Here is an 18,526-nt window from a genome sequence, read left to right on the forward strand (position 1 = left end):
GTTGAGTATCTCGTAGTTATTTATGTGCAGGTTCATTTTTTTAATTCTCGCGCTAGGTTGTGAGGGATGTGCAAAGGCTGTTTGGAATTGCTCCTGCCTGACAGCCTTTGCTATTGGGTAAATATTTATTCTTGAGTTTCCTCTAACGCTCTTTCAGAGTTGGATAGATGGTTTCCACCTGAGCCGCCGCTCCCCCCACTTCCCCCATTACATCCACCTCCGCCTCCACAGCCACCAGAACCGCCGCACCCACCTTGTCCGCCAGAGCCTCCATTATTTGCTTGAGGGCTTCTATCGAAACCCGACTGGTTTTTGTAACTAAAGACCATATCTCCGAAACTATCGATATTGTTCATTTTTTTTCTCCGAATAGGATTTTGGGTTTGCCACGGGGTATAAAACGGTGGCGTTAATAGCTATAGATCTTGTGGGATGATGGTGCAATTATGTTGTTTAAATCTGTGGGAATTTTCTCTAATGTTTTCTTGTTCGAGCTGATGGTTTTTGTCGGGTTGAACAGGCGTGGGTATAAAAAACAAGCAGATGAATGTTTTTTTGTAAGAAATTTCCCTCAGTATAAAGAGGGTGCGTTAGTCATCAGGTGATGGACGGGACGTTCTTGAGGAGTATCTGGGGAGGTATACGCTTAAAGTGATGGGGTATCACGGCACACTACACAGCCCTATGGCTTTCCAATATCTGGAATGTTCACAAGGTATTTCTGCCATAGCACGTCACACTGGTCGTGGTGCTGACGCTGCTCAATGTCAGCATCATGCTGTTCTACGCCCTGTGCGGGGCGTGGCTGCTCAGCCGTTTGCAGGGCGGTCACCTGCGAGCGTTCAACCGGGTGACCGGCGGGTTGTCGATGACGCTGGGTGGGGTGTTGGCGTTTTATCGGCGTGGGAATACGGCCTGAGTCCCGGCGTGCGGCTCACTGCTTCGACCAGACAACGTCATCCTTGACCGCGTAGGAATGGCCGTCGCGTCCTCCAGTGCCGCAAAGTGCGTGGGAGGGGGAATCTGCGTGGGCCTGACCCAGACCACGTCATTGTCGACGGCATAGGGACGGCAGATCCTGCCGACTTTTCGACATTCAGCCAGTCCCCTGCCTAGCGGGTCAAAACCGCCGTCAGTTGAGATCGTGCTGCCATCTCCTGCAATGAGTAAGACGCGCGGCGGCGTTCTTGTCAGGAACTGCTGGTAGGATTTTCGGCTCCGATCGTTGAGATAGGGCACCGCGTCCACATTCTCGACAGCGGCGTACTGGCTGGGCGGCGGGACGGGTATTGGCAGGTACTCGGGTTGGACCAGTTGGGCAAGCCGCCCCACACGGGTCAGAAAGGCATCGACCTTGAGCGCCCAGATCGCCAGCCCCTCTGGAAAACCCAGCAGGTTGTGCGAGTTGTCCATGAAGTTGCCATATGCTACCAATTCGGCTTCGCCCCCAGCAGCGGTGTACCTGGCGTACTCGGTGCGCCAGGCCTGCTCGGAAAACACCTTGTCATTGCTGCCATAAAACCAGATGGACGGAATGCGGGTATGTTCGCCGTCATAAGCCGCCGCCTCGGCCATGCTGTGTTCCGAAATCGGGCAATCGGACTCCTTGAGGCCGCCTGCTAAGTTGATCAGTTCCTTGACGTTGGGGACGTCGAGCGCACCGAGGGCCAAGGTGTTGAAGTCTCCGAAGCTCTGGCCTGCCACGACGATGCGTTGACCGTCGATGGTAGGGCCGGGCCGTCATGTAGTGGATGACGGAGCGAATGTCCCTGGGCTTCTTGTCGCCATCGGAACCGTGGTTCATGACCGCCAAGGGAAACGGGCCAGGGCCGTTGGGCGTCAATACCGTCAGTTGCAGGGTCACAGGCCGCCCGTTATCCACGGACACATTGAGTCCACGTTCATTCATGGAGGCAGGCGGCATCTTGATGGCATCCGCGTCCTCGTTCGCAGCGTAGACAGGATTCAGGCCTGGCAACAGGGCGCACAACAGGATGGCAAGGCTGGGTTTGAGTCGGGCTGGCATGAGTGGCTCACTGGATCGTCCTGAGCGAGGGGCCGCCCAGCAATGGCGCCGTGTTCCAGCGAGTTGGCGCTCGGAGAGGCGTCAGCGCCCACCGATGTCTTGTTCCAGAGATATTTCCAAATGAAATATCGTCGTCAGAGCGATTCTGGCAAAGCCACCAACCCTGTAGGTGCCAGCTTGCTGGCTCCTACAGGGACTGCTTCTACAGAACAGCCCTGATGGCCTCAGACCTTCGGGTCCTCATGCGTCTTGAGCGGGTGCGCATACTGCGGCTTGAGCTTGCCATCCTTGTCCAGCAGCCAGGCGTCAAGGATCTCGCGCACCACCGGGCCGGCGACCCGGCCACCGGCCTCGCCGTTCTCGATCATCACCGAAATCACGATCTGCGGGTCTTCCGCCGGGGCGAAGCCAACGAACAGGGCGTTGTCGCGGTGACGCTCGGCGGTCTTCAGGCGGTCGTAGCGCTCGCCCTGCTTGATCGCCACCACCTGCGCGGTACCACTCTTGCCGGCGATCCGGTATTGCGCACCTTGCGCCGCCGCCCGGGCGATACCGCGCGGGTCGTGCATCACCAGCTGCATGGCGTAGTTGACCTGCTCCCATTCGCGCGAATCGCGCAGGACCAGGTTCGGGATCGGATGCTCGTCCACGGGTGCCACCTGGCCGACTGTCTTTGCCAGGTGCGGACGGTTCCACACGCCCTTGTTGGCGATCAGCGTGGTGGCCTGGGCCAGTTGCAGCGGGGTGACCTGCATATAACCCTGGCCGATGCCGAGGATCACCGTTTCGCCGGGGAACCAGGCCTGGCGGCGTGTCGCGCGTTTCCACTCGCGTGAGGGCATCAGGCCGGGGGATTCCTCGAACATGTCCAGAGAGACCTTTTGGCCGAGGCCGAACTTGTCCAGGTACTCGTGCAGGCGGTCGATGCCGAGCTTGTTGGCCAGGTCATAGAAGTAGGTGTCGTTGGAGCGCATGATCGCCGCGTTCAGGTCGACCCAGCCGTCACCGCTGTGGTTCCAGTTGCGGTACTTGTGGTCGACGTTCGGCAGCTGGAAATAACCGGGGTCGAACACCCGCGTCGTCGGCGAGATCACGCCGCTGTCGAGGCCGGCGATCGCCACTTCCGGCTTGATCGTCGAGCCCGGCGCATAGAGCCCGCGCAACGCGCGGTTGAACAGCGGGCGGTCGATGGAGTCGCGCAGGGCCGAATAGTCCTTGGCGCGGATGCCGGTGACGAACAGGTTGGGGTCGAAGCTCGGCTTGCTGACCATCGCCAGCACTTCGCCGGTCTTCGGATCGATCGCCACCACCGAACCACGGCGGTCGCCCAGGGCGTTCTCGGCGGCTTCCTGCAGCTTGATGTCCAGGCTCAGGACGATGTTCTTGCCGGGAATCGGATCGGTGTGCCTGAGCACGCGCATGATCCGGCCCTGGGCGTTGGTCTCGACTTCCTCGTAGCCGACGTGGCCGTGCAGTTCGCTTTCGTAGAAACGCTCGATGCCCGTCTTGCCGATCGATTGGGTGCCGCGATACTCCACCGGGTCGAGTTGCTTGATTTCCTTCTCGTTGATCCGCCCTACATAGCCCACCGAGTGGGCGAAGTGGTCGCCCAGCGGATAATGGCGGACGAACTGCGGCTCGACCTCGATCCCCGGCAGCTTGAACTCGTTCACCGCCAGCAGGGCGATCTGCTGCTCGGTCAGTTCGTAGAGCAGGGTCACCGGTTCGAACGGGTGACGCGACTGCTTGAGCGCCTTGGCGAACACCGTGCGGTCTTCTTCCGGCAGGTTGAGCACGCTCATCACCGTATCCAGCACCTGGGCGACATTGCCGGCGCGTTCGCGGGTCAGGGTCATGTTGAAGCTCGGCTGGTTGTCGGCCAGCACTTCACCGTTGCGGTCGTAGATGATCCCGCGCTCCGGTGGGATCGGCAGGACATGAACGCGGTTGTTCTCCGAAACGGTGGAGTTGTAGCTGAACTCGACGACCTGGAGGAAGTACAGGCGGCCCACCAGGGCGCCGGCCAGGCCCAGCACCAGCAGCCCGCAGGCGATCAGGCGCTTGTTGACCAGGCGTTTTTCGGTCTCGTGATCCTTGAGATGAATGGGATCGGACATGCGGAACCTGTCTCGTGCAAAGAAAATTGACTATGAAAGTGGCGGCTAATAGAGAAAATGCATAGCTGGCTATTAAATCGGCGCACAAGATAGCAAGAAGCACCGGATTCAGGGGCTTTATTGGCGCGGCATCCGCCAAAAGGCGGGGAGGTCGGGTGGTGAGAGCCCGCAATCCCTTCGACGACATCGCGGTACAAATGTTTCCAGATATTTCTATTGTTGATGTTATATCGTATCGAATTTAGATTCTGCCGCCTCATCCCTCTCCGTAAGTTATCGATATGACGCCCATTTCCGGGCCGCTCGCCTCATCGGCTGGCCCCAACCTTCGTCTCTGCGCCATCGATGCGTTGCGTGGCTTTGTCATGCTGTGCATGGTGGTCGACCATGTTCGTGAAACTTTTTTCATGCATCGCCAGGTCAGCGATCCGATCGATGCGTTGACGGTCGCGCCAGACCTGTTTTTCACCCGTTTGCTCGCCACCCTCTGTGCGCCGGTGTTCATCTTCCTGACCGGTCTGTCGGCCTTTCTCTACAGCCAGAAACACAGCGCCCGGGATACCTCGATGTTCCTGCTCAAGCGCGGGATCTTCCTGGTGCTGCTGGAACTGACCCTGGTCTGCTTCGCCTGGAACGGCGAGTTTCCACCCAAGACCCTGTGGCTGCAGGTGATCTGGTGCATCGGCATCTGCATGATCGTGCTGGCCGGCCTGCTGCACCTGCGGCGGGCCTGGCTGGTGTTGCTCGGGCTGGTGATCGTTGCTGGCCACAACCTGCTCGATGGCGTGGTGCTGGGGCCGGAGTCGCCGTACTTCATCCCCTGGTCGATGTTGCACCAGAAGGTGTTCATCCAGCTCACCGAGTACACCCGTGCCCGGACCACCTACCCGGTGCTGCCCTGGATCGGCGTGATCCTGCTCGGCTGGAGTATCGGCCCATGGTTCGCCGGCAGTGTCGAATCGGCGGTGCGGCGTGCGCGCCTGCTGAAACTGGGCGGCGGCCTGCTGCTGGCCTTCGTGTCGATCCGCTACCTGAATGTCTACGGTGACGCGCCCTGGGTGCACACCGGCGACAGCCTGCGCACGTTGATGAGCTTCCTGAGTGCCAGGAAGTACCCACCGTCGCTGATGTTCCTGCTGCCGACCCTGGGTGTCGGCCTGTTGCTGCTGGCGCTGTTCGAGAAGCTGCGGCAGAGCAGGGCGGTGGCCATCCTGGCGATCTATGGCGGGGCGCCGATGTTCTTCTACCTCCTGCACCTGTATGTGCTGAAGGCGATGTACCTGCCGGCGTTCGCCCTGTGGGGCGCGACCGAGGACGAGGTCTATGCGTTCACTCAACTGTCCAGCATCTGGCTGCTGAGTGTGCTGCTGGGCCTCGTCCTGTTCTTCCCGACGCGCTGGTTCGCCCGGCTCAAGCAGCGGCGGCGGGATATCGCCTGGCTCAAGTACCTTTGATTCTCGTGTCTTGAGGTGTCAGCGAGGGCCTTCACGTCGATTCGCCAGGCCATGGCTGCGCCCATTCGTCGCAAGGCCGCGGCGGCCTTTGTCCGTGACTTCGTCGAACGGCGCAAAGTCGAAGGTTTTGTGCGCTCTGCGTTGGTCCGCAGTGGCCGGAGCGATGTTACTGTGGCACCGCCTGCGTGAAAAACCGGGTCCGTCCCCTGACAACAACTGCAAGACGCGCGAAAGCGCTTATCGAGATTGAGGTAGATCAATGGCCAAGGCCGCCGATGTCGTTGTGCAATGCCTGGAAAACGAAGGTGTCGAGTATGTGTTCGGCATTCCCGGCGAGGAAAACCTCGACCTGCTGGAGTCCCTGCGCAAGTCGCCGATCAAGCTGGTCCTGACCCGTCATGAACAGTCCGCCGGCTTCATGGCCGCCACCTATGGCCGCCTGACCGGCAAGACCGGCGTCAGCCTGTCGACCCTCGGCCCCGGTGCCACCAACCTGGTGACCGCCAGCGCCTACGCCTACCTGGGCGGCATGCCGATGATGATGATCACCGGCCAGAAGCCGATCAAGAAGTCCAAGCAGGGCCGGTTCCAGATCATCGACGTCTGCGGCATGATGGACCCGATCACCAAGTACACCCACCAGTTCGCCTCGGCCGACAACATTCCGGCGCGCATGCGCGAAGCCTTCCGCCTGGCCGAAGAAGAGAAGCCGGGCGCGGTGCACCTGGAACTGCCGGAAGACATCGCCGCCGAGCAGACCGACTCGATGCCGATCCCGCCGAGCCTGCACCGCCGTCCGCTGGCCGAGCACAAGGCGGTCGAGGCTGCCGTGGAAAAACTGCAGAAGGCCCGCAGCCCGATCCTGGTGATCGGCGCCGGCGCCAACCGCAAGATGACCGCCAAGGTCCTCAAGCAACTGATCGACCAGACCGGCATCCCGTTCATCACCACCCAGATGGGCAAGGGCGTGGTCGACGAGCGTCATCCGCGCTTCCTCGGCAACGCCGCCCTGTCCTCCGGTGACTTCGTGCACCGCGCGGTCGAGGCCGCCGACCTGATCGTCAACATCGGCCACGACGTGATCGAGAAGCCGCCATTCTTCATGGTCCGTGGCGGTACCGAAGTCATCCACATCAACTTCCGCTCCGCCGAAGTCGACGCCGTGTACTTCCCGCAGATCGAAGTGATCGGCGACATCGCCAATGCCGTCTGGCAGATCGGCGAAGCCCTGGGCGACAACCCGCACTGGGACTTCAGCCGCCTGATGGCGATTCGCGAGGCCAACGAGGCGCAGATCGCCGAAGGCGCCGACGACAACCGTTTCCCGGTCTACCCGCAACGCCTGGTCGCCGACATCCGTCGCGTGCTGCCGTCCGAAGGCATCGTTGCCCTGGACAACGGCATCTACAAGATCTGGTTCGCCCGCAACTACAAGGCGCACAAGCCCAACACCGTGCTGCTGGACAACGCCCTGGCGACCATGGGCGCCGGCCTGCCGTCGGCGATGGCGGCGCACCTGGTGCACCCGGATCGCCCGGTGATCTCGGTCTGCGGCGACGGCGGTTTCATGATGAACAGCCAGGAGCTGGAAACGGCCGTGCGCCTGGGCATGCACATCACCGTGGTGATCCTGCGCGACGACGGCTACGGGATGATCCGCTGGAAGCAGGCGAACATGGGCTTCACCGATTTCGGCCTGGACTACGGCAACCCGGATTTCGTCAAGTACGCCGAAGCCTATGGTGCCAACGGTCACCGGGTGGAAAGCGCCGAAGGCCTGCTGCCGTTGCTCGAGCACTGCATCAAGACCCCGGGCGTGCACGTGATCGACTGCCCGGTCGACTACTCGGAGAATGACTTCATTCTCAACAGCGAGCTCAAGCGTCGCGCCCTGCTGGTTTAAACCCAGAGCCGGGCTGCACTCAGATCACATGAGCCAGGTGCAGCTCGGTCAGCGACAGGGCCTTGAGGTCGGCCAGCCGCGGATCGCGACGATCGCGTGGATGTGGCAGGTCGACCGCCAGGGTCTGGCGAATGCGGCTGGGGCGGTTATCCATCACCAGCACCCGGTCGCTGAGGTATAGCGCCTCGTCGACATCGTGAGTGACCAGCAGCAGGGCGATGCCATGCCGCTGGGCCAGTTGCAGGAGCAAGTCCTGCAGCTTCATGCGGGTAAAGGCGTCCACCGCGCTGAATGGCTCGTCCAGCAACAATACCTTCGGTTTCGAATACAGCCCGCGGGCAATCGCCACCCGTTGCGCCATGCCGCCGGACAGCGCCTTGGGCAACGCCTGGGCGAAACCGGCCAGTCCGACTTCCTCGATCAGTTGCGTGACCCAGGCGCGGTCGTAGTGCGCGTCCTCGCTGAAACCGATGTTCTGCTCCACGGTCAGCCAGGGCATCAGGCGCGGTTCCTGGAAGACGAAGGCAATGGGCGCGGTGGTGTGTTTCAGTTCGCCTTCGAAGTCCTTTTCCAACCCGGCGACGATCCGCAGCAGCGTGCTCTTGCCGCAGCCGCTGGGGCCCAGCAGGCTGACGGCTTCCCCGGCGTGCAGTTGCAGGCTGACCTGCCTGAGCACCGTGGTCTGGGCAAACGCCTTGCGTTCGACATGGAGGTCCAGCAGCGATTCGCTCATGTTCAAGACTCCCGACCCTGGCCGGAGAACGTGTCGCGCCAGGCCAGTAAACGTTTTTCCAGGCCGGCCAGCAGGCCGTCGCTGAGTTTGCCGAGCAGCGCCAGGACGATGATCGCCGCCAGCACGATATCCGGCCGCGAGGTTTCCCGGCCGTCGCTGAGCAGGTAGCCCAGGCCCTTGGTCGCGGCGATCAGCTCGGCCGCGACCAGAAACATCCAGGCCAGGCTCATGCCACTGCGCAGGCCGGTGAACAGGCCGGGCAGGGCGGCTGGCAGCAGGATGCGGCGCACCAGCCGGTAGCGGCTGAAACCGAGCATCTGCCCGACCTCGACCAGCTTGCGGTCGATGTTGCGGATCGCCGCGACGCCGTTGAGGTACACCGGGAAAAACGCACCGATGGCGATCAGGACGATTTTCGAGGTCTCGTCGATGCCCAGCCACAACAGCAGCAAGGGCACCCAGGCCAGGCTCGGGATCGAGCGCAGGCCGGCGAACGTCGGCTCCAGGTAGGCCTCGGCTTCCCGGCTCAGGCCGACCCAGGCGGCGAACACCAGGGCCAGGCCGGTGCCGATGGCGAAGCCGCTGAGCACTCGCAGCAGGCTGGCGCCGATGTGCTTCCACAGCGCCCCTTCACCGAGGTCGCGCAGGGTCAGGAGGATGTCGCTGGGTGCCGGCATCTGGTAGGCGGGCACCCAGCCGAGGCGAACCACTGTCTCCAGCAGGGCGATGATCAGCACCGGCAGCAGCAGTCCCTTGAGTCGCCGTGGCCAGGCCGATGGTGTGTCGGCCGTCGGCGCAGGCGTGTCCAGGGTGGCAGGCAGGGCTTTGCTCTTGGCGTTCATGGGCGCTCCAGGCGGCGGTTACGGGTGGGCGACCGCGACAGGGTTGAAACGGCTGTCGATCAACTGATCGATCACCTGGTCGACGTTCACCCCGCGACGCACCAGTTCCTCGGACACCAGGATCGGTGCGGCGGCTTTCGACGCCACCAGGTCCTGTGGGCCGAGGCGGGGGTTGTTCAGGTCGGTGCGCGACAGTTGCAGCTTGGCGACATCCAGCGGCAGACCGGACTCCTTGGCCAGCAGGCCGGCCAGTTCGTCAGGGTTGTGCAGAGCCCACGCTCGGGCTTTTTCGTAGGCACCGAGCACGGTTTCGATGGTCTGCGGATGCTCCTGGGCAAACTTCTCGGTGACGCTGATCACTCCGTAGCTGTTGAAGTTGGGGTTGCGGTAGAGCAGGCGCGAGCCGGCCTGGAGTTCGCTGGCGGCCATGTGCGGGTCGAGTCCGGCCCAGGCGTCGACGTCGCCTTTTTCCAGGGCGGTGCGGCCATCCGGGTGTTGCAGGTGCACCAGTTCCACGTCGTTCTTGCCCAGGCCGGCCTGCTGCAGGGCGCGCAGGGTGAACAGGTACGGGTCGGTGCCCTTGGTGGCGGCGATCTTCTTGCCCTTGAGGTCGGCCAGGCTCTTGTAGGGTGAGTCCTTGCGCACCAGCAGCGCGGTCCATTCAGCCCGGCTGTAGACATACACCGACTTGATCGGGCTGCCGTTGGCCCGGCTTAGCACGGCGGCGAGGCTGGCGGAGGAGCCGAAATCGACACCGCCGCTATTGAGGTATTCCAGGGAACGGTTGCTGCCCTGGCTCAGGACCCAGGTGACCCGGGTCTGGGGCAAGGCTTTTTCCAGCCAGCCAAAGTGCCGCAGCGCCAGGCTCACGGGCGAGTAGTAGGCGTAGTCCAGCTTGATCTCGGCCGGTGTGGTTTCGGCGGCCTGGGCCAGCGGTTGCAGGCCGAGTACCAGCGCTGCGGCGGCGGCCAGCAGACGGGCGGCCTGGGTGATCGGATTGAGGGCTTTCATTGGATGCTCCAGGGAGAGGGCTGCAAGGCTTATTCTTAATTAAGCAGTCAAGATGCCAGTTAGCTGCTTAAAAGGAATAATGCAGGCTCTGTGCCAGTTGTGGGCAAGGCTGTTGGGCCTCTTTGCGGGCAAGCCACGCTCCTACGGATTTTGTGTCGTACATAAGGGGTGCATACGATCAAAACCTTTAGGAGCGTGGCTTGCCAGAGATCCGACAGCCTTGCGCCAAACCATGGAATCACCCACCGGAGGAGCGCCGCTGTTCGTTTGCAGGCACTCTGTTGAATCGCTGTTGCTCCAGCAACATGACAAAAATGTTTCAAAAAGTGTTGCTGCTGGCCGTTTCGACCCGGCATGCTGACGGGCTTGTTCTCCCGCGCGAAGATCCGTCCCCCATGTCCACCGTGGCCGCCCACTCGACCGATTCCGCCTCCCGCCGTGCGGCGACAATCCTGGCGCTGGATGGGCTGTTCATCTTCGGCCTGTCGCTGCAAGCCAGTGTCGTGCTTGGTGGCAATGCGGTGATCATCGCCGGGGGGCTCATGGCCTTGCGCTATGTTTCGGAAATGTTCCTCAGTCCTTTGGGCGGGCGGGTCGCCGACCGTTATGGCGTGGTGCGCATGCTGTTGCTGTTCTCGATGCTCAGTGGCCTGGCCCTGGCGGCTTTCTGCGGCCTTGGTCACCGCGACCACGGTGAGCGGCGAGCTGCCGTGAGCGCGTTCGACGGCTACACAAGCGCCTCCTCCCGCGGTTATTCTGGCGGTTCAGAGTGACCAGGCGACGGGGGAAGGGTGCAATGGAGAAAGTCATCGTCATCACCGGTGGCAGCCGTGGTATCGGCGCGGCGACGGCGTTGTTGGCGGCACAGCAGGGCTATCGCATCTGCATCAATTACCTGCGGGACGAAGACGCGGCCCATCGGGTGCAGGAACAGGCGCGCGCGCTGGGGGCCCAGGCGATCACGGTGCGTGCCGATGTCAGCGACGAAGACGGGGTGGTCCACCTGTTCCAGCGGGTCGACGCCGAGCTCGGGCCGGTCACCGCACTGGTGAACAATGCCGGGACGGTGGGGCACAAGTCGCGGGTCGACGAGATGTCCGAGTTTCGTATGCTGCGGACCCTGAAGACCAACGTGCTGGGGCCGATGCTCTGTGCCAAGCATGCGGTGTTGCGCATGTCGCCGCGCCATGGCGGGCAGGGCGGCAGTATCGTCAACGTGTCGTCGGCGGCGGCGCGGCTCGGTTCGGCGAACGAGTATGTCGACTACGCGGCCTCCAAGGGCGCGCTCGACACCTTTACCCTGGGCCTGTCGAAGGAACTGGCGGGGGAGGGCATCCGGGTGAATGCCGTGCGTCCCGGGTTCATCTTCACCGAGTTTCATGCGCTGAGCGGCGATCCTGATCGCGTCAGCAAGCTGGAACCGGGGATTCCCATGGGGCGGGGCGGGCGTGCCGAGGAGGTGGCCGAGGGCATTATCTGGTTGCTGTCGGACAAGGCCTCGTACACCACCGGGACTTTCCTCGACCTGGCGGGCGGGCGCTGAGCCTAATCAATCCATCTGCTGCGCACCGCCCTTGTGGGAGCCGGGGGGATCGCATTCATCCCCAGCAGGGTGGATTCAGAAGGAACGCACGATCCGCCCCAACGTCTCCATGGCCTTTTCCGCCGCCTCGTTCCACGGGCTCCCGTAATTGAGGCGAATGCAGTTGCGAAAGCGCCGCGCCGGCGAGAAGATCGGCCCCGGTGCAATGCTGATGCCCTGGGCCAACGCCATCTGGAACAGCTTCAACGAGTCCATCTGCTCCGGCAACTCCAGCCAGAGGAAATACCCACCGGCCGGTTGGCTGACCCGGGTCTGCGCCGGGAAGTAGCGGGCGATCGCCGCGAGCATCGCGCTCTGCTGTTCCTCCAGCGCATAGCGCAGACGCCGCAGGTGACGATCGTAGCCACCGTGCTGCAGGTAGTCGGCGATGGCCGCCTGGGCCGGCATCGAGGCGCACAGCGAGGTCATCAGCTTCAGCCGTTCGATCTTCTGCGCATAGCGCCCGGCCGCGACCCAGCCGATGCGATAGCCGGGGGCCAGGCTCTTGGCGAACGAGCCGCAGTGCATCACCAGCCCCTCGCTATCGAAGGCCTTGGCCGGCTTGGGCGCCTGCTGCCCGTAGTACAGCTCGGCGTAGACATCGTCCTCGATCAGCGGCACCTGGTGCTCGCGCAGCAGTTCCACCAGCGCCTGTTTTTTCGCCTCGGGCATGGTCGCGCCCATGGGGTTCTGGAAACTGGTCATGCACCACACGGCCTTGATCGGGTGCTTTTCCAGGTTCTGCGCCAGCACGCCGAGGTCGATACCGTCGCGCGGATGCACGGGGATCTCCACGGCCTTGAGCTTCAGGCGTTCCAGCACCTGCAGGCAGGCGTAGAACGCCGGGGCCTCGATGGCCACCAGGTCGCCGGGTTCGGTCACGGCCTGCAGGCACAGGTTCAGGGCCTCCAGCGCGCCGTTGGTGATCAGCAGTTCCTCCATGGGCAGCATCAGCCCGCCGACCATGTAGCGCAGGGCGATCTGCCGACGCAGTTGCGGGTTGCCCGGCGACAGGTCGGTGACCACCATGCGTGGGTCCATCTCGCGGCTGGCGCTGGCCAGCGAGCGGGCCAGGCGTTGCAGCGGGAACAGCGTCGGGCTGGGGAAGGCCGAGCCGAAGGGCACGGTGGTGGGGTCCTTGATCGAGTCGAGCACCGAGAACACCAGTTCGCTGACGTCGACCTCGGTGGATTCGTGCACCTGGCTGCTGATCACCGGCTCCGAGAACGGGCTCGGCGCATGGGTGTTGACGAAGTACCCCGAGCGCGGCCGGGCTCGGATCAGTCCACGGCGTTCCAGCAGGTAGTAGGCCTGGAACACCGTGGACGGGCTGACGCCGTAGGTCTGACTGGCGTAGCGGACCGACGGCACTCGCTGGCCGGGGCCGAGGACCCCGGAGCGGATCAGTTCGGCGATGTCGTCGGCGAATTTTTCGTAGCGTTTCATGGTGACTTGGCTCATTGGATACGGGCACGCAAAGCAGATGTTCTGGCACTTGAGGGAGCCCCGCTTGCTGTAGGAGCGGGCTTGCTGGCGATAGCGGTGTGTCAGATCAGGCAGTGCCAACGGGCAGATCGCTATCGCCAGCGAGCCAGCTCCTACAGTGCCGGGATTCTATGTCATCAACGGTTCATCGGCGCGACGAAACGGCTGTTTGCCACGCTGTGGACACTTGGCTCATCGATGTCGACCAGCCGGAAGGCAAGCTCTTGGGAACTGCTCTTCGCACGCTCGGCGGTCATCGCCACCGATACCGGGAAGTCGGCGATCTCGCCGGCCGCCAGGCTCAGTTCGGTACGGCCCTGCAACTGGAAACCCTCGCCGTCGATCAGTTCCAGGCGGTACTGCTGGCGCTGCTGGGTCTTGTTGATGACCTTGAGGCTATAGATGTTCTCGATCTGCCCCAGGCTGTTCTCGCGGAACAGGCCACGGTCCTTGCTGACGTCCAGCGACACCATCGGCCGCTGCACCAGCGCCACCGCCAGTGTGCCGATCATGATCAGCAGCACGGCGCTGTAGCCGATCAGGCGCGGTCGCAGCAGGTGGGTCTTGCCACCCTGCAACTGATGCTCCGACGTGTAGCGGATCAGGCCGCGGGCGTAGTTCATCTTGTCCATGATCGAGTCGCAGGCGTCGATGCAGGCGGCGCAGCCGATGCATTCCATTTGCAGGCCGTCGCGGATGTCGATGCCGGTGGGGCAGACCTGCACGCACATCCGGCAGTCGATGCAGTCGCCGAGTCCGACGCTGGCCGGCGCCACTTCGCGCTTGCGCGGGCCGCGGTTCTCGCCGCGCGCGGCGTCGTAGGAGATGGTCAGCGTGTCCTTGTCGAACATCACGCTCTGGAAGCGCGCATAGGGGCACATGTGCATGCACACCGCTTCGCGCAGCCAGCCGGCATTGATGTAGGTGGCGCCGGTGAAGAACAGCACCCAGAACAGGCTGACGCCGCCCAGTTGCAGGCTCACCAGCTCCTGCACCAACGGGCGGATCGGCGTGAAGTAGCCGACGAAGGTCAGCCCGGTGATCAGGCTGATCGCCAGCCACAGGGTGTGCTTGGCGGCGCGCCGGGCCAGCTTGTTCGGTCCCCAGGGCGCGGCCTGCAGCTTGATACGCTGGTTGCGCTCGCCTTCGGTGACTTTCTCGCACCACATGAACAGCCAGGTCCAGGAACTTTGCGGGCAGGTGTAGCCGCACCAGACGCGGCCGGCGAACACGGTGATGGCGAACAGGCCGAAGGCGCAGATGATCAGCAGCGCCGAAAGCAGGATGAAATCCTGCGGCCAGAAGGTCGCGCCGAAGATATGGAACTTGCTGTTGGCCAGGTCCCAGAGCACGGCCTGGCGGCCGCCCCAGTTCAACCAGACGGTGCCGAAGAACAGCAGGAACAGGAAGCCCGCGCCGCTGATGCGCAGGCTGCGGAACAGGCCGGTGAAACTGCGGGTGTGAATCAGGTTGTCGCTGGACTTGGCCTTCATCTTGTCGGGGCGCGAAGGCTCGAAGGTGTCAACTAACTGGACGGGGATTCTTTCGCTCATGATCTGTCGCTCGTCAGCCTCCATCAGGCCTGGACACTATGCCGAGCGAACTGTTTGCATAACAGACTCAGGTATTTGATTAAAAAGCGGATCAGGTGCGCCGGGCGACGCCCCTGCGACAACTTGCCATACCCGGCGCGACCCGCGCCGGGCCAAGCCCACCCGCGCCTGGCACAGGAGCTGGGCGAGCAGGCTGACACGGGTCAATCAAATCACCGAATCACTCGACGTGGCCTTCACATGGTGGCGGCCGTCGAACGCCCCGGCGACGGTCAGGGCGTCGGCCTCGGCCTCGGTGATCCAGATTTCCCGGCCGTCGAGTTCGGCGCGGGACATGCTTCTGGCGTCGTCGGTGGTGATTTTCACGTCCCTGGCCGGGCCGCTGACACGGATGTCGTTTTCCTGCAGCGTGCAGGTCTGAGTGGATCGATCAATGTGCACGGGCATGGTGTGCTCCTTTTTCTCGGGCTGACAGGATTTAGGGTGTCGCTGCCGGCCATCGTTCGATGCCGCCGATTAGCGGTCGTGGGGCGAACCGAGGGCGGCGTGCCGCTGTCCACCGTTTGTCGAACCCAGAGAGATACTGTGGACATGGACGCCTGGTGGCACACCGTCTGGATAACCTTGCAAGCCGAATTCGCCGATATAGGTGATGTACGGGAGGTGACGCGCATCACCTTGCGCCTGCTGATCGCCGCGCTGCTGGGCGGCGTGCTCGGCTTCGAGCGCGAGCAGAAGGGCAAGGCCGCAGGTGTGCGTACGCACATGCTGGTGGCCTTGGGGGCGGCGTTGTTCGTCCTGGTGCCGCAGGTATCCGGCGCACAGGCCGATGCGATGAGCCGGGTGGTCCAGGGCGTGATTGCCGGCATCGGCTTCCTGGGGGCCGGCACGATCCTCAAGGGCCATGCCGACGAAGCGGGTCAGCATGTCAAGGGCCTGACCACCGCTGCGGGATTATGGATGACTGCCGCCATCGGGGTGGCGGCGGGGCTGGGCCGCGAGGCAACGGCGGTGCTCAGTACGGTGCTGGCGTTGGCGGTGTTCAGCCTGATGCCGAAGATCGTGCGGCTGCTGGAAAAGAACCCGTCCTGAATGCCCGCCTGACCTTGTAGGAGCAGAGCTTGCTCGCGAAAGCGATCGTGCGGACATCGCGGCATGTGGCTGAGTGGCCGACGTTGTCGGTTCGCGGGCAAGCCACGCTCCTACCGGCAGCGTGCAGGTCTCGCGGGTTGTCTATGCTTGCTTCGCGATCACCGGCGGCATGGTGGTCGGTGGATCGATCTTGGGCGGCGGGGTGCTCTCCGGTGGTTCCCGTTCGGGCACCGGCTGCGGTTCGGTCGGGGGCAGGGTCGGCTGGTCGATGTTGGGATCGGGAGTTTCTGCCGGAATCGGAATGTTCATGAGGGCTCCTCCGTGCATTGCCATCTGGTGCAGTGGTTGACCCTTTTTTAACGCGATCGACTGCATTTTCTGGACGAGCGGCTCCTTCGCCAAATCCGTCTGAACTTTTGCGCGACCGTCCGGCTCCGACCTTGAGCGGCCTTTTTCAGGATGGAGCCGGTCGTGACCCATCATGATCACGCAAGCTGGAGCGTCCACAGGACGTAGGGAGTGATGCTCGATGACAACCGATAAACCGCTGGATGAGCAGGTCAGCGAAGTCCTGCCGTTGTCCCAGGCGCTATTGCTGCCGCGCATCGCCATCGAGAATGTGATGCCGACCATCGACGGCGGGCAGTTCGCGGTCAAGGCCGTGGTCGGGGAGACAGTGACGGTGAGCGCGCGGGTGTTCGCCGATGGCCATGACAAGCTGGCGGTGCGCCTGGCCTGGAAGCCGGTCGAGGCCGGCGACTGGCAGCGCGTGGCGATGTCCGACAAAGGCAACAATCATTGGCAGGGTCGGCTGCGGCTCGGCGGTCAGGGCCGTTACGTCTACCGGATAGAGGCCTGGTTCGACCAGTTCGGCAGTTACTGCTACGAACTGGAGAAGAAGTTCGTCGCCGGGGTGCCCATCGACCTGGAGCTGCGGGAAGGTCGCGAGCATGTGCGCCAGGCCAGCGAGCGCAGCCAGGGTGAGTTGGCCGAACGTCTGGCGGCGCTGTACGACGAACTGGGGCAGCGTTCGAATGACGGCCAGGTCGAGTGCTTCCTCAAGCCCGCCACCGCCCTGCTGATGCGCCAGGCCGATCACCAGGCCTATCTCAGCCACAGTCCTGATTTCGCCCTGGATGTGGAGCGCCAGTTGGCGCAGTTCGCCAGTTGGTACGAACTGTTTCCGCGTTCGGTCACCGATGATGCCGCGCGTCATGGCACGTTCAACGATGTGCATGCGCGCCTGCCGGCGATCCGCGACATGGGCTTCGATGTGCTGTACTTTCCGCCGATCCATCCCATCGGCCGTCGCCATCGCAAGGGGCCGAACAACTCGCTCACCGCCGGCCCCGATGACCCGGGCAGCCCCTATGCCATCGGTAGCGAGGACGGCGGGCACGAGGCGATTCATCCGCAACTGGGCAGTCGAGAGGACTTCCGTCGGCTGCTGGCCGCCGCCGCCGAGCACGGTCTGGAGATCGCCCTGGACTTCGCCATCCAGTGCTCCCAGGACCACCCCTGGCTGCGGCAGCACCCCGGCTGGTTCAACTGGCGGCCGGATGGCACGATCAAGTACGCCGAGAACCCGCCAAAAAAATACCAGGACATCGTCAACGTCGACTTCTATGCCGCCGACGCCGTACCGAGCCTGTGGATCGAGCTGCGCGACATCGTGCTCGGCTGGGTCGAGGAGGGCGTGAAGATCTTTCGCGTCGATAACCCGCACACCAAGCCGTTGCCGTTCTGGCAATGGCTGATCGCCGATGTCCGCGGTCGTTGTCCGGAGGTGATCTTTCTCGCCGAGGCCTTCACCGCGCCGGCGATGATGGCGCGGCTGGGCAAGATCGGTTACTCCCAGAGCTATACCTATTTCACCTGGCGCAACACCAAGGCCGAACTGGCCAGCTATTTCACCGAATTGAACCAGTCGCCGTGGCGCGAGTGCTACCGGCCGAACTTCTTCGTCAACACCCCGGATATCAATCCGGCCTTCCTGCACGAGTCGGGGCGGGCCGGGTTTCTCATCCGCGCGGCCCTGGCGACCATGGGCTCGGGCCTGTGGGGCATGTATTCGGGATTCGAGATCTGCGAGTCGGCACCGTTGCCGGGTAAGGAAGAGTACCTGGACTCGGAGAAATACCAGATCCGCCCACGGGACTACAGCGCGTCGGGCAACATCATTGCCGAGATCGCCCAGCTCAACCGTATCCGTCGCCAGCACCCGGCCTTGCAGACGCACCTGGGGCTGCAGGTCTACAACGCCTGGAACGACAACATCCTGTACTTCGGCAAGCGCACCGCCGACCGCAGCAGCTTCATTCTGGTGGCGGTCAGCCTCGACCCGCACAACGCCCAGGAGGCGCATTTCGAACTGCCGCTGTGGGAGTTCGGTCTGCCCGACGACGCCCAGACCCGCGGCGAAGACCTGATGAACGGCCATACCTGGACCTGGTACGGCAAGACCCAGTGGATGCGTATCGAACCCTGGCACCAGCCGTTCGGGATCTGGCGCATCACTCCAGGTTGATGCGCAGCTACCGGGTAGTCACGGTCATGAGGAAATTCGTGGTGGCGAGGGGGCTTGCCCCCGCTGGGTCGCAGAGCGGCCCCAGGACCGGCTGGCATGCCCTGTCGGGAAAAATGCGTGCAGCGGTTCTACGACGGCTGCGCCGCCGAGCGGGGGCGAGCCCCCTCGCCACTTGGAGAGTGTTCGTTGTTCATTGCCGTG

At 63.2% G+C, this 18,526-nt stretch carries 15 protein-coding genes and 1 pseudogene; 7 read left to right on the top strand and 9 right to left on the bottom strand.

The annotated features are described in order from the left end of the window. Window positions 1-745: 745 nt before the first annotated feature. Complete coding sequence (locus tag K675_RS32715) at window positions 746-919, top strand: hypothetical protein (RefSeq protein WP_017907129.1); 174 nt, start codon at window positions 746-748, stop codon at window positions 917-919. Here K675_RS32715 and K675_RS0129955 read toward each other — a convergent pair. Next, complete coding sequence (locus K675_RS0129955) at window positions 895-1,704, bottom strand: hypothetical protein (protein ID WP_017907130.1); 810 nt, start codon at window positions 1,702-1,704, stop codon at window positions 895-897. The two genes, K675_RS32715 and K675_RS0129955, sit on opposite strands and share 25 nt — an antisense overlap. Window positions 1,705-2,250: 546 nt before the next feature. After that, entirely contained in the window at window positions 2,251-4,143 is a 1,893-nt protein-coding gene (gene mrdA, locus K675_RS0129960) for a penicillin-binding protein 2 (RefSeq protein WP_017907131.1), read from the bottom strand. Between the two features lie 281 nt (window positions 4,144-4,424). On the opposite strand from mrdA, the gene K675_RS0129965 reads away from it, so the two are divergent. Together K675_RS0129965 and K675_RS0129970 are read left to right on the top strand one after the other, a co-directional pair. Beyond that, on the top strand, window positions 4,425-5,597 hold the full coding sequence (locus tag K675_RS0129965; RefSeq protein WP_051070784.1) for a DUF1624 domain-containing protein: 1,173 nt from the start codon (window positions 4,425-4,427) through the stop codon (window positions 5,595-5,597). A gap of 259 nt (window positions 5,598-5,856) precedes the next feature. Continuing rightward, window positions 5,857-7,500 carry an acetolactate synthase large subunit gene (locus tag K675_RS0129970; protein ID WP_017907133.1) on the top strand — a complete coding sequence of 548 codons (1,644 nt, stop codon included), beginning with the start codon at window positions 5,857-5,859 and terminating at the stop codon, window positions 7,498-7,500. 19 nt (window positions 7,501-7,519) lie between these two features. Here K675_RS0129970 and K675_RS0129975 read toward each other — a convergent pair whose 3' ends face one another. From K675_RS0129975 to K675_RS0129985, 3 genes are read right to left on the bottom strand one after another with little or no spacing between them, the layout of a single operon-like run. Beyond that, window positions 7,520-8,233: an ABC transporter ATP-binding protein gene (locus K675_RS0129975; protein WP_017907134.1), complete on the bottom strand. Its 714-nt coding sequence runs from the start codon at window positions 8,231-8,233 to the stop codon at window positions 7,520-7,522. 2 nt (window positions 8,234-8,235) lie between these two features. Beyond that, window positions 8,236-9,075, bottom strand: coding sequence for an ABC transporter permease (locus K675_RS0129980; protein WP_017907135.1), 840 nt, complete (start codon window positions 9,073-9,075; stop codon window positions 8,236-8,238). Window positions 9,076-9,093: 18 nt separating this feature from the next. After that, window positions 9,094-10,086 (bottom strand): aliphatic sulfonate ABC transporter substrate-binding protein, encoded by a 993-nt coding sequence (locus tag K675_RS0129985; RefSeq protein WP_017907136.1) that lies wholly within the window; start codon window positions 10,084-10,086, stop codon window positions 9,094-9,096. Between the two features lie 452 nt (window positions 10,087-10,538). Here K675_RS0129985 and K675_RS32720 point away from each other — a divergent pair. After that, a pseudogene (locus K675_RS32720) lies at window positions 10,539-10,754 on the top strand (MFS transporter); the annotation flags it as partial. Window positions 10,755-10,882: 128 nt separating this feature from the next. Continuing rightward, entirely contained in the window at window positions 10,883-11,629 is a 747-nt protein-coding gene (locus tag K675_RS0129995; protein ID WP_017907137.1) for an SDR family oxidoreductase, read from the top strand. A gap of 75 nt (window positions 11,630-11,704) precedes the next feature. Here the strand turns inward: K675_RS0129995 and mapR are convergent, their stop codons facing one another. The 3 genes from mapR to K675_RS0130010 all read right to left on the bottom strand — a co-directional run bounded on the left by mapR (window position 11,705) and on the right by K675_RS0130010 (window position 15,153). Continuing rightward, window positions 11,705-13,114, bottom strand: a complete 1,410-nt coding sequence (gene mapR, locus K675_RS0130000; protein ID WP_017907138.1) for a GntR family transcriptional regulator MpaR — start codon at window positions 13,112-13,114, stop codon at window positions 11,705-11,707. Window positions 13,115-13,290: 176 nt separating this feature from the next. Beyond that, complete coding sequence (gene ccoG / locus K675_RS0130005; RefSeq protein WP_017907139.1) at window positions 13,291-14,706, bottom strand: cytochrome c oxidase accessory protein CcoG; 1,416 nt, start codon at window positions 14,704-14,706, stop codon at window positions 13,291-13,293. Window positions 14,707-14,913: 207 nt separating this feature from the next. Beyond that, window positions 14,914-15,153 (bottom strand): DUF3203 family protein, encoded by a 240-nt coding sequence (locus K675_RS0130010; RefSeq protein WP_017907140.1) that lies wholly within the window; start codon window positions 15,151-15,153, stop codon window positions 14,914-14,916. 144 nt (window positions 15,154-15,297) lie between these two features. Between K675_RS0130010 and K675_RS0130015 the strand changes: the two genes are divergently transcribed. Beyond that, window positions 15,298-15,798: an MgtC/SapB family protein gene (locus K675_RS0130015; RefSeq protein ID WP_017907141.1), complete on the top strand. Its 501-nt coding sequence runs from the start codon at window positions 15,298-15,300 to the stop codon at window positions 15,796-15,798. Window positions 15,799-15,939: 141 nt separating this feature from the next. Here K675_RS0130015 and K675_RS33490 read toward each other — a convergent pair whose 3' ends face one another. Next, window positions 15,940-16,107: a hypothetical protein gene (locus tag K675_RS33490; RefSeq protein ID WP_017907142.1), complete on the bottom strand. Its 168-nt coding sequence runs from the start codon at window positions 16,105-16,107 to the stop codon at window positions 15,940-15,942. A 220-nt stretch (window positions 16,108-16,327) separates the two neighbouring features. On the opposite strand from K675_RS33490, the gene K675_RS0130025 reads away from it, so the two are divergent. Further along, window positions 16,328-18,325 carry an alpha-1,4-glucan--maltose-1-phosphate maltosyltransferase gene (locus K675_RS0130025; RefSeq protein WP_017907143.1) on the top strand — a complete coding sequence of 666 codons (1,998 nt, stop codon included), beginning with the start codon at window positions 16,328-16,330 and terminating at the stop codon, window positions 18,323-18,325. Window positions 18,326-18,526: the final 201 nt, after the last annotated feature.

This window comes from Pseudomonas fuscovaginae SE-1 (assembly GCF_000364705.1).
Taxonomy (GTDB): domain Bacteria; phylum Pseudomonadota; class Gammaproteobacteria; order Pseudomonadales; family Pseudomonadaceae; genus Aquipseudomonas; species Aquipseudomonas fuscovaginae_A.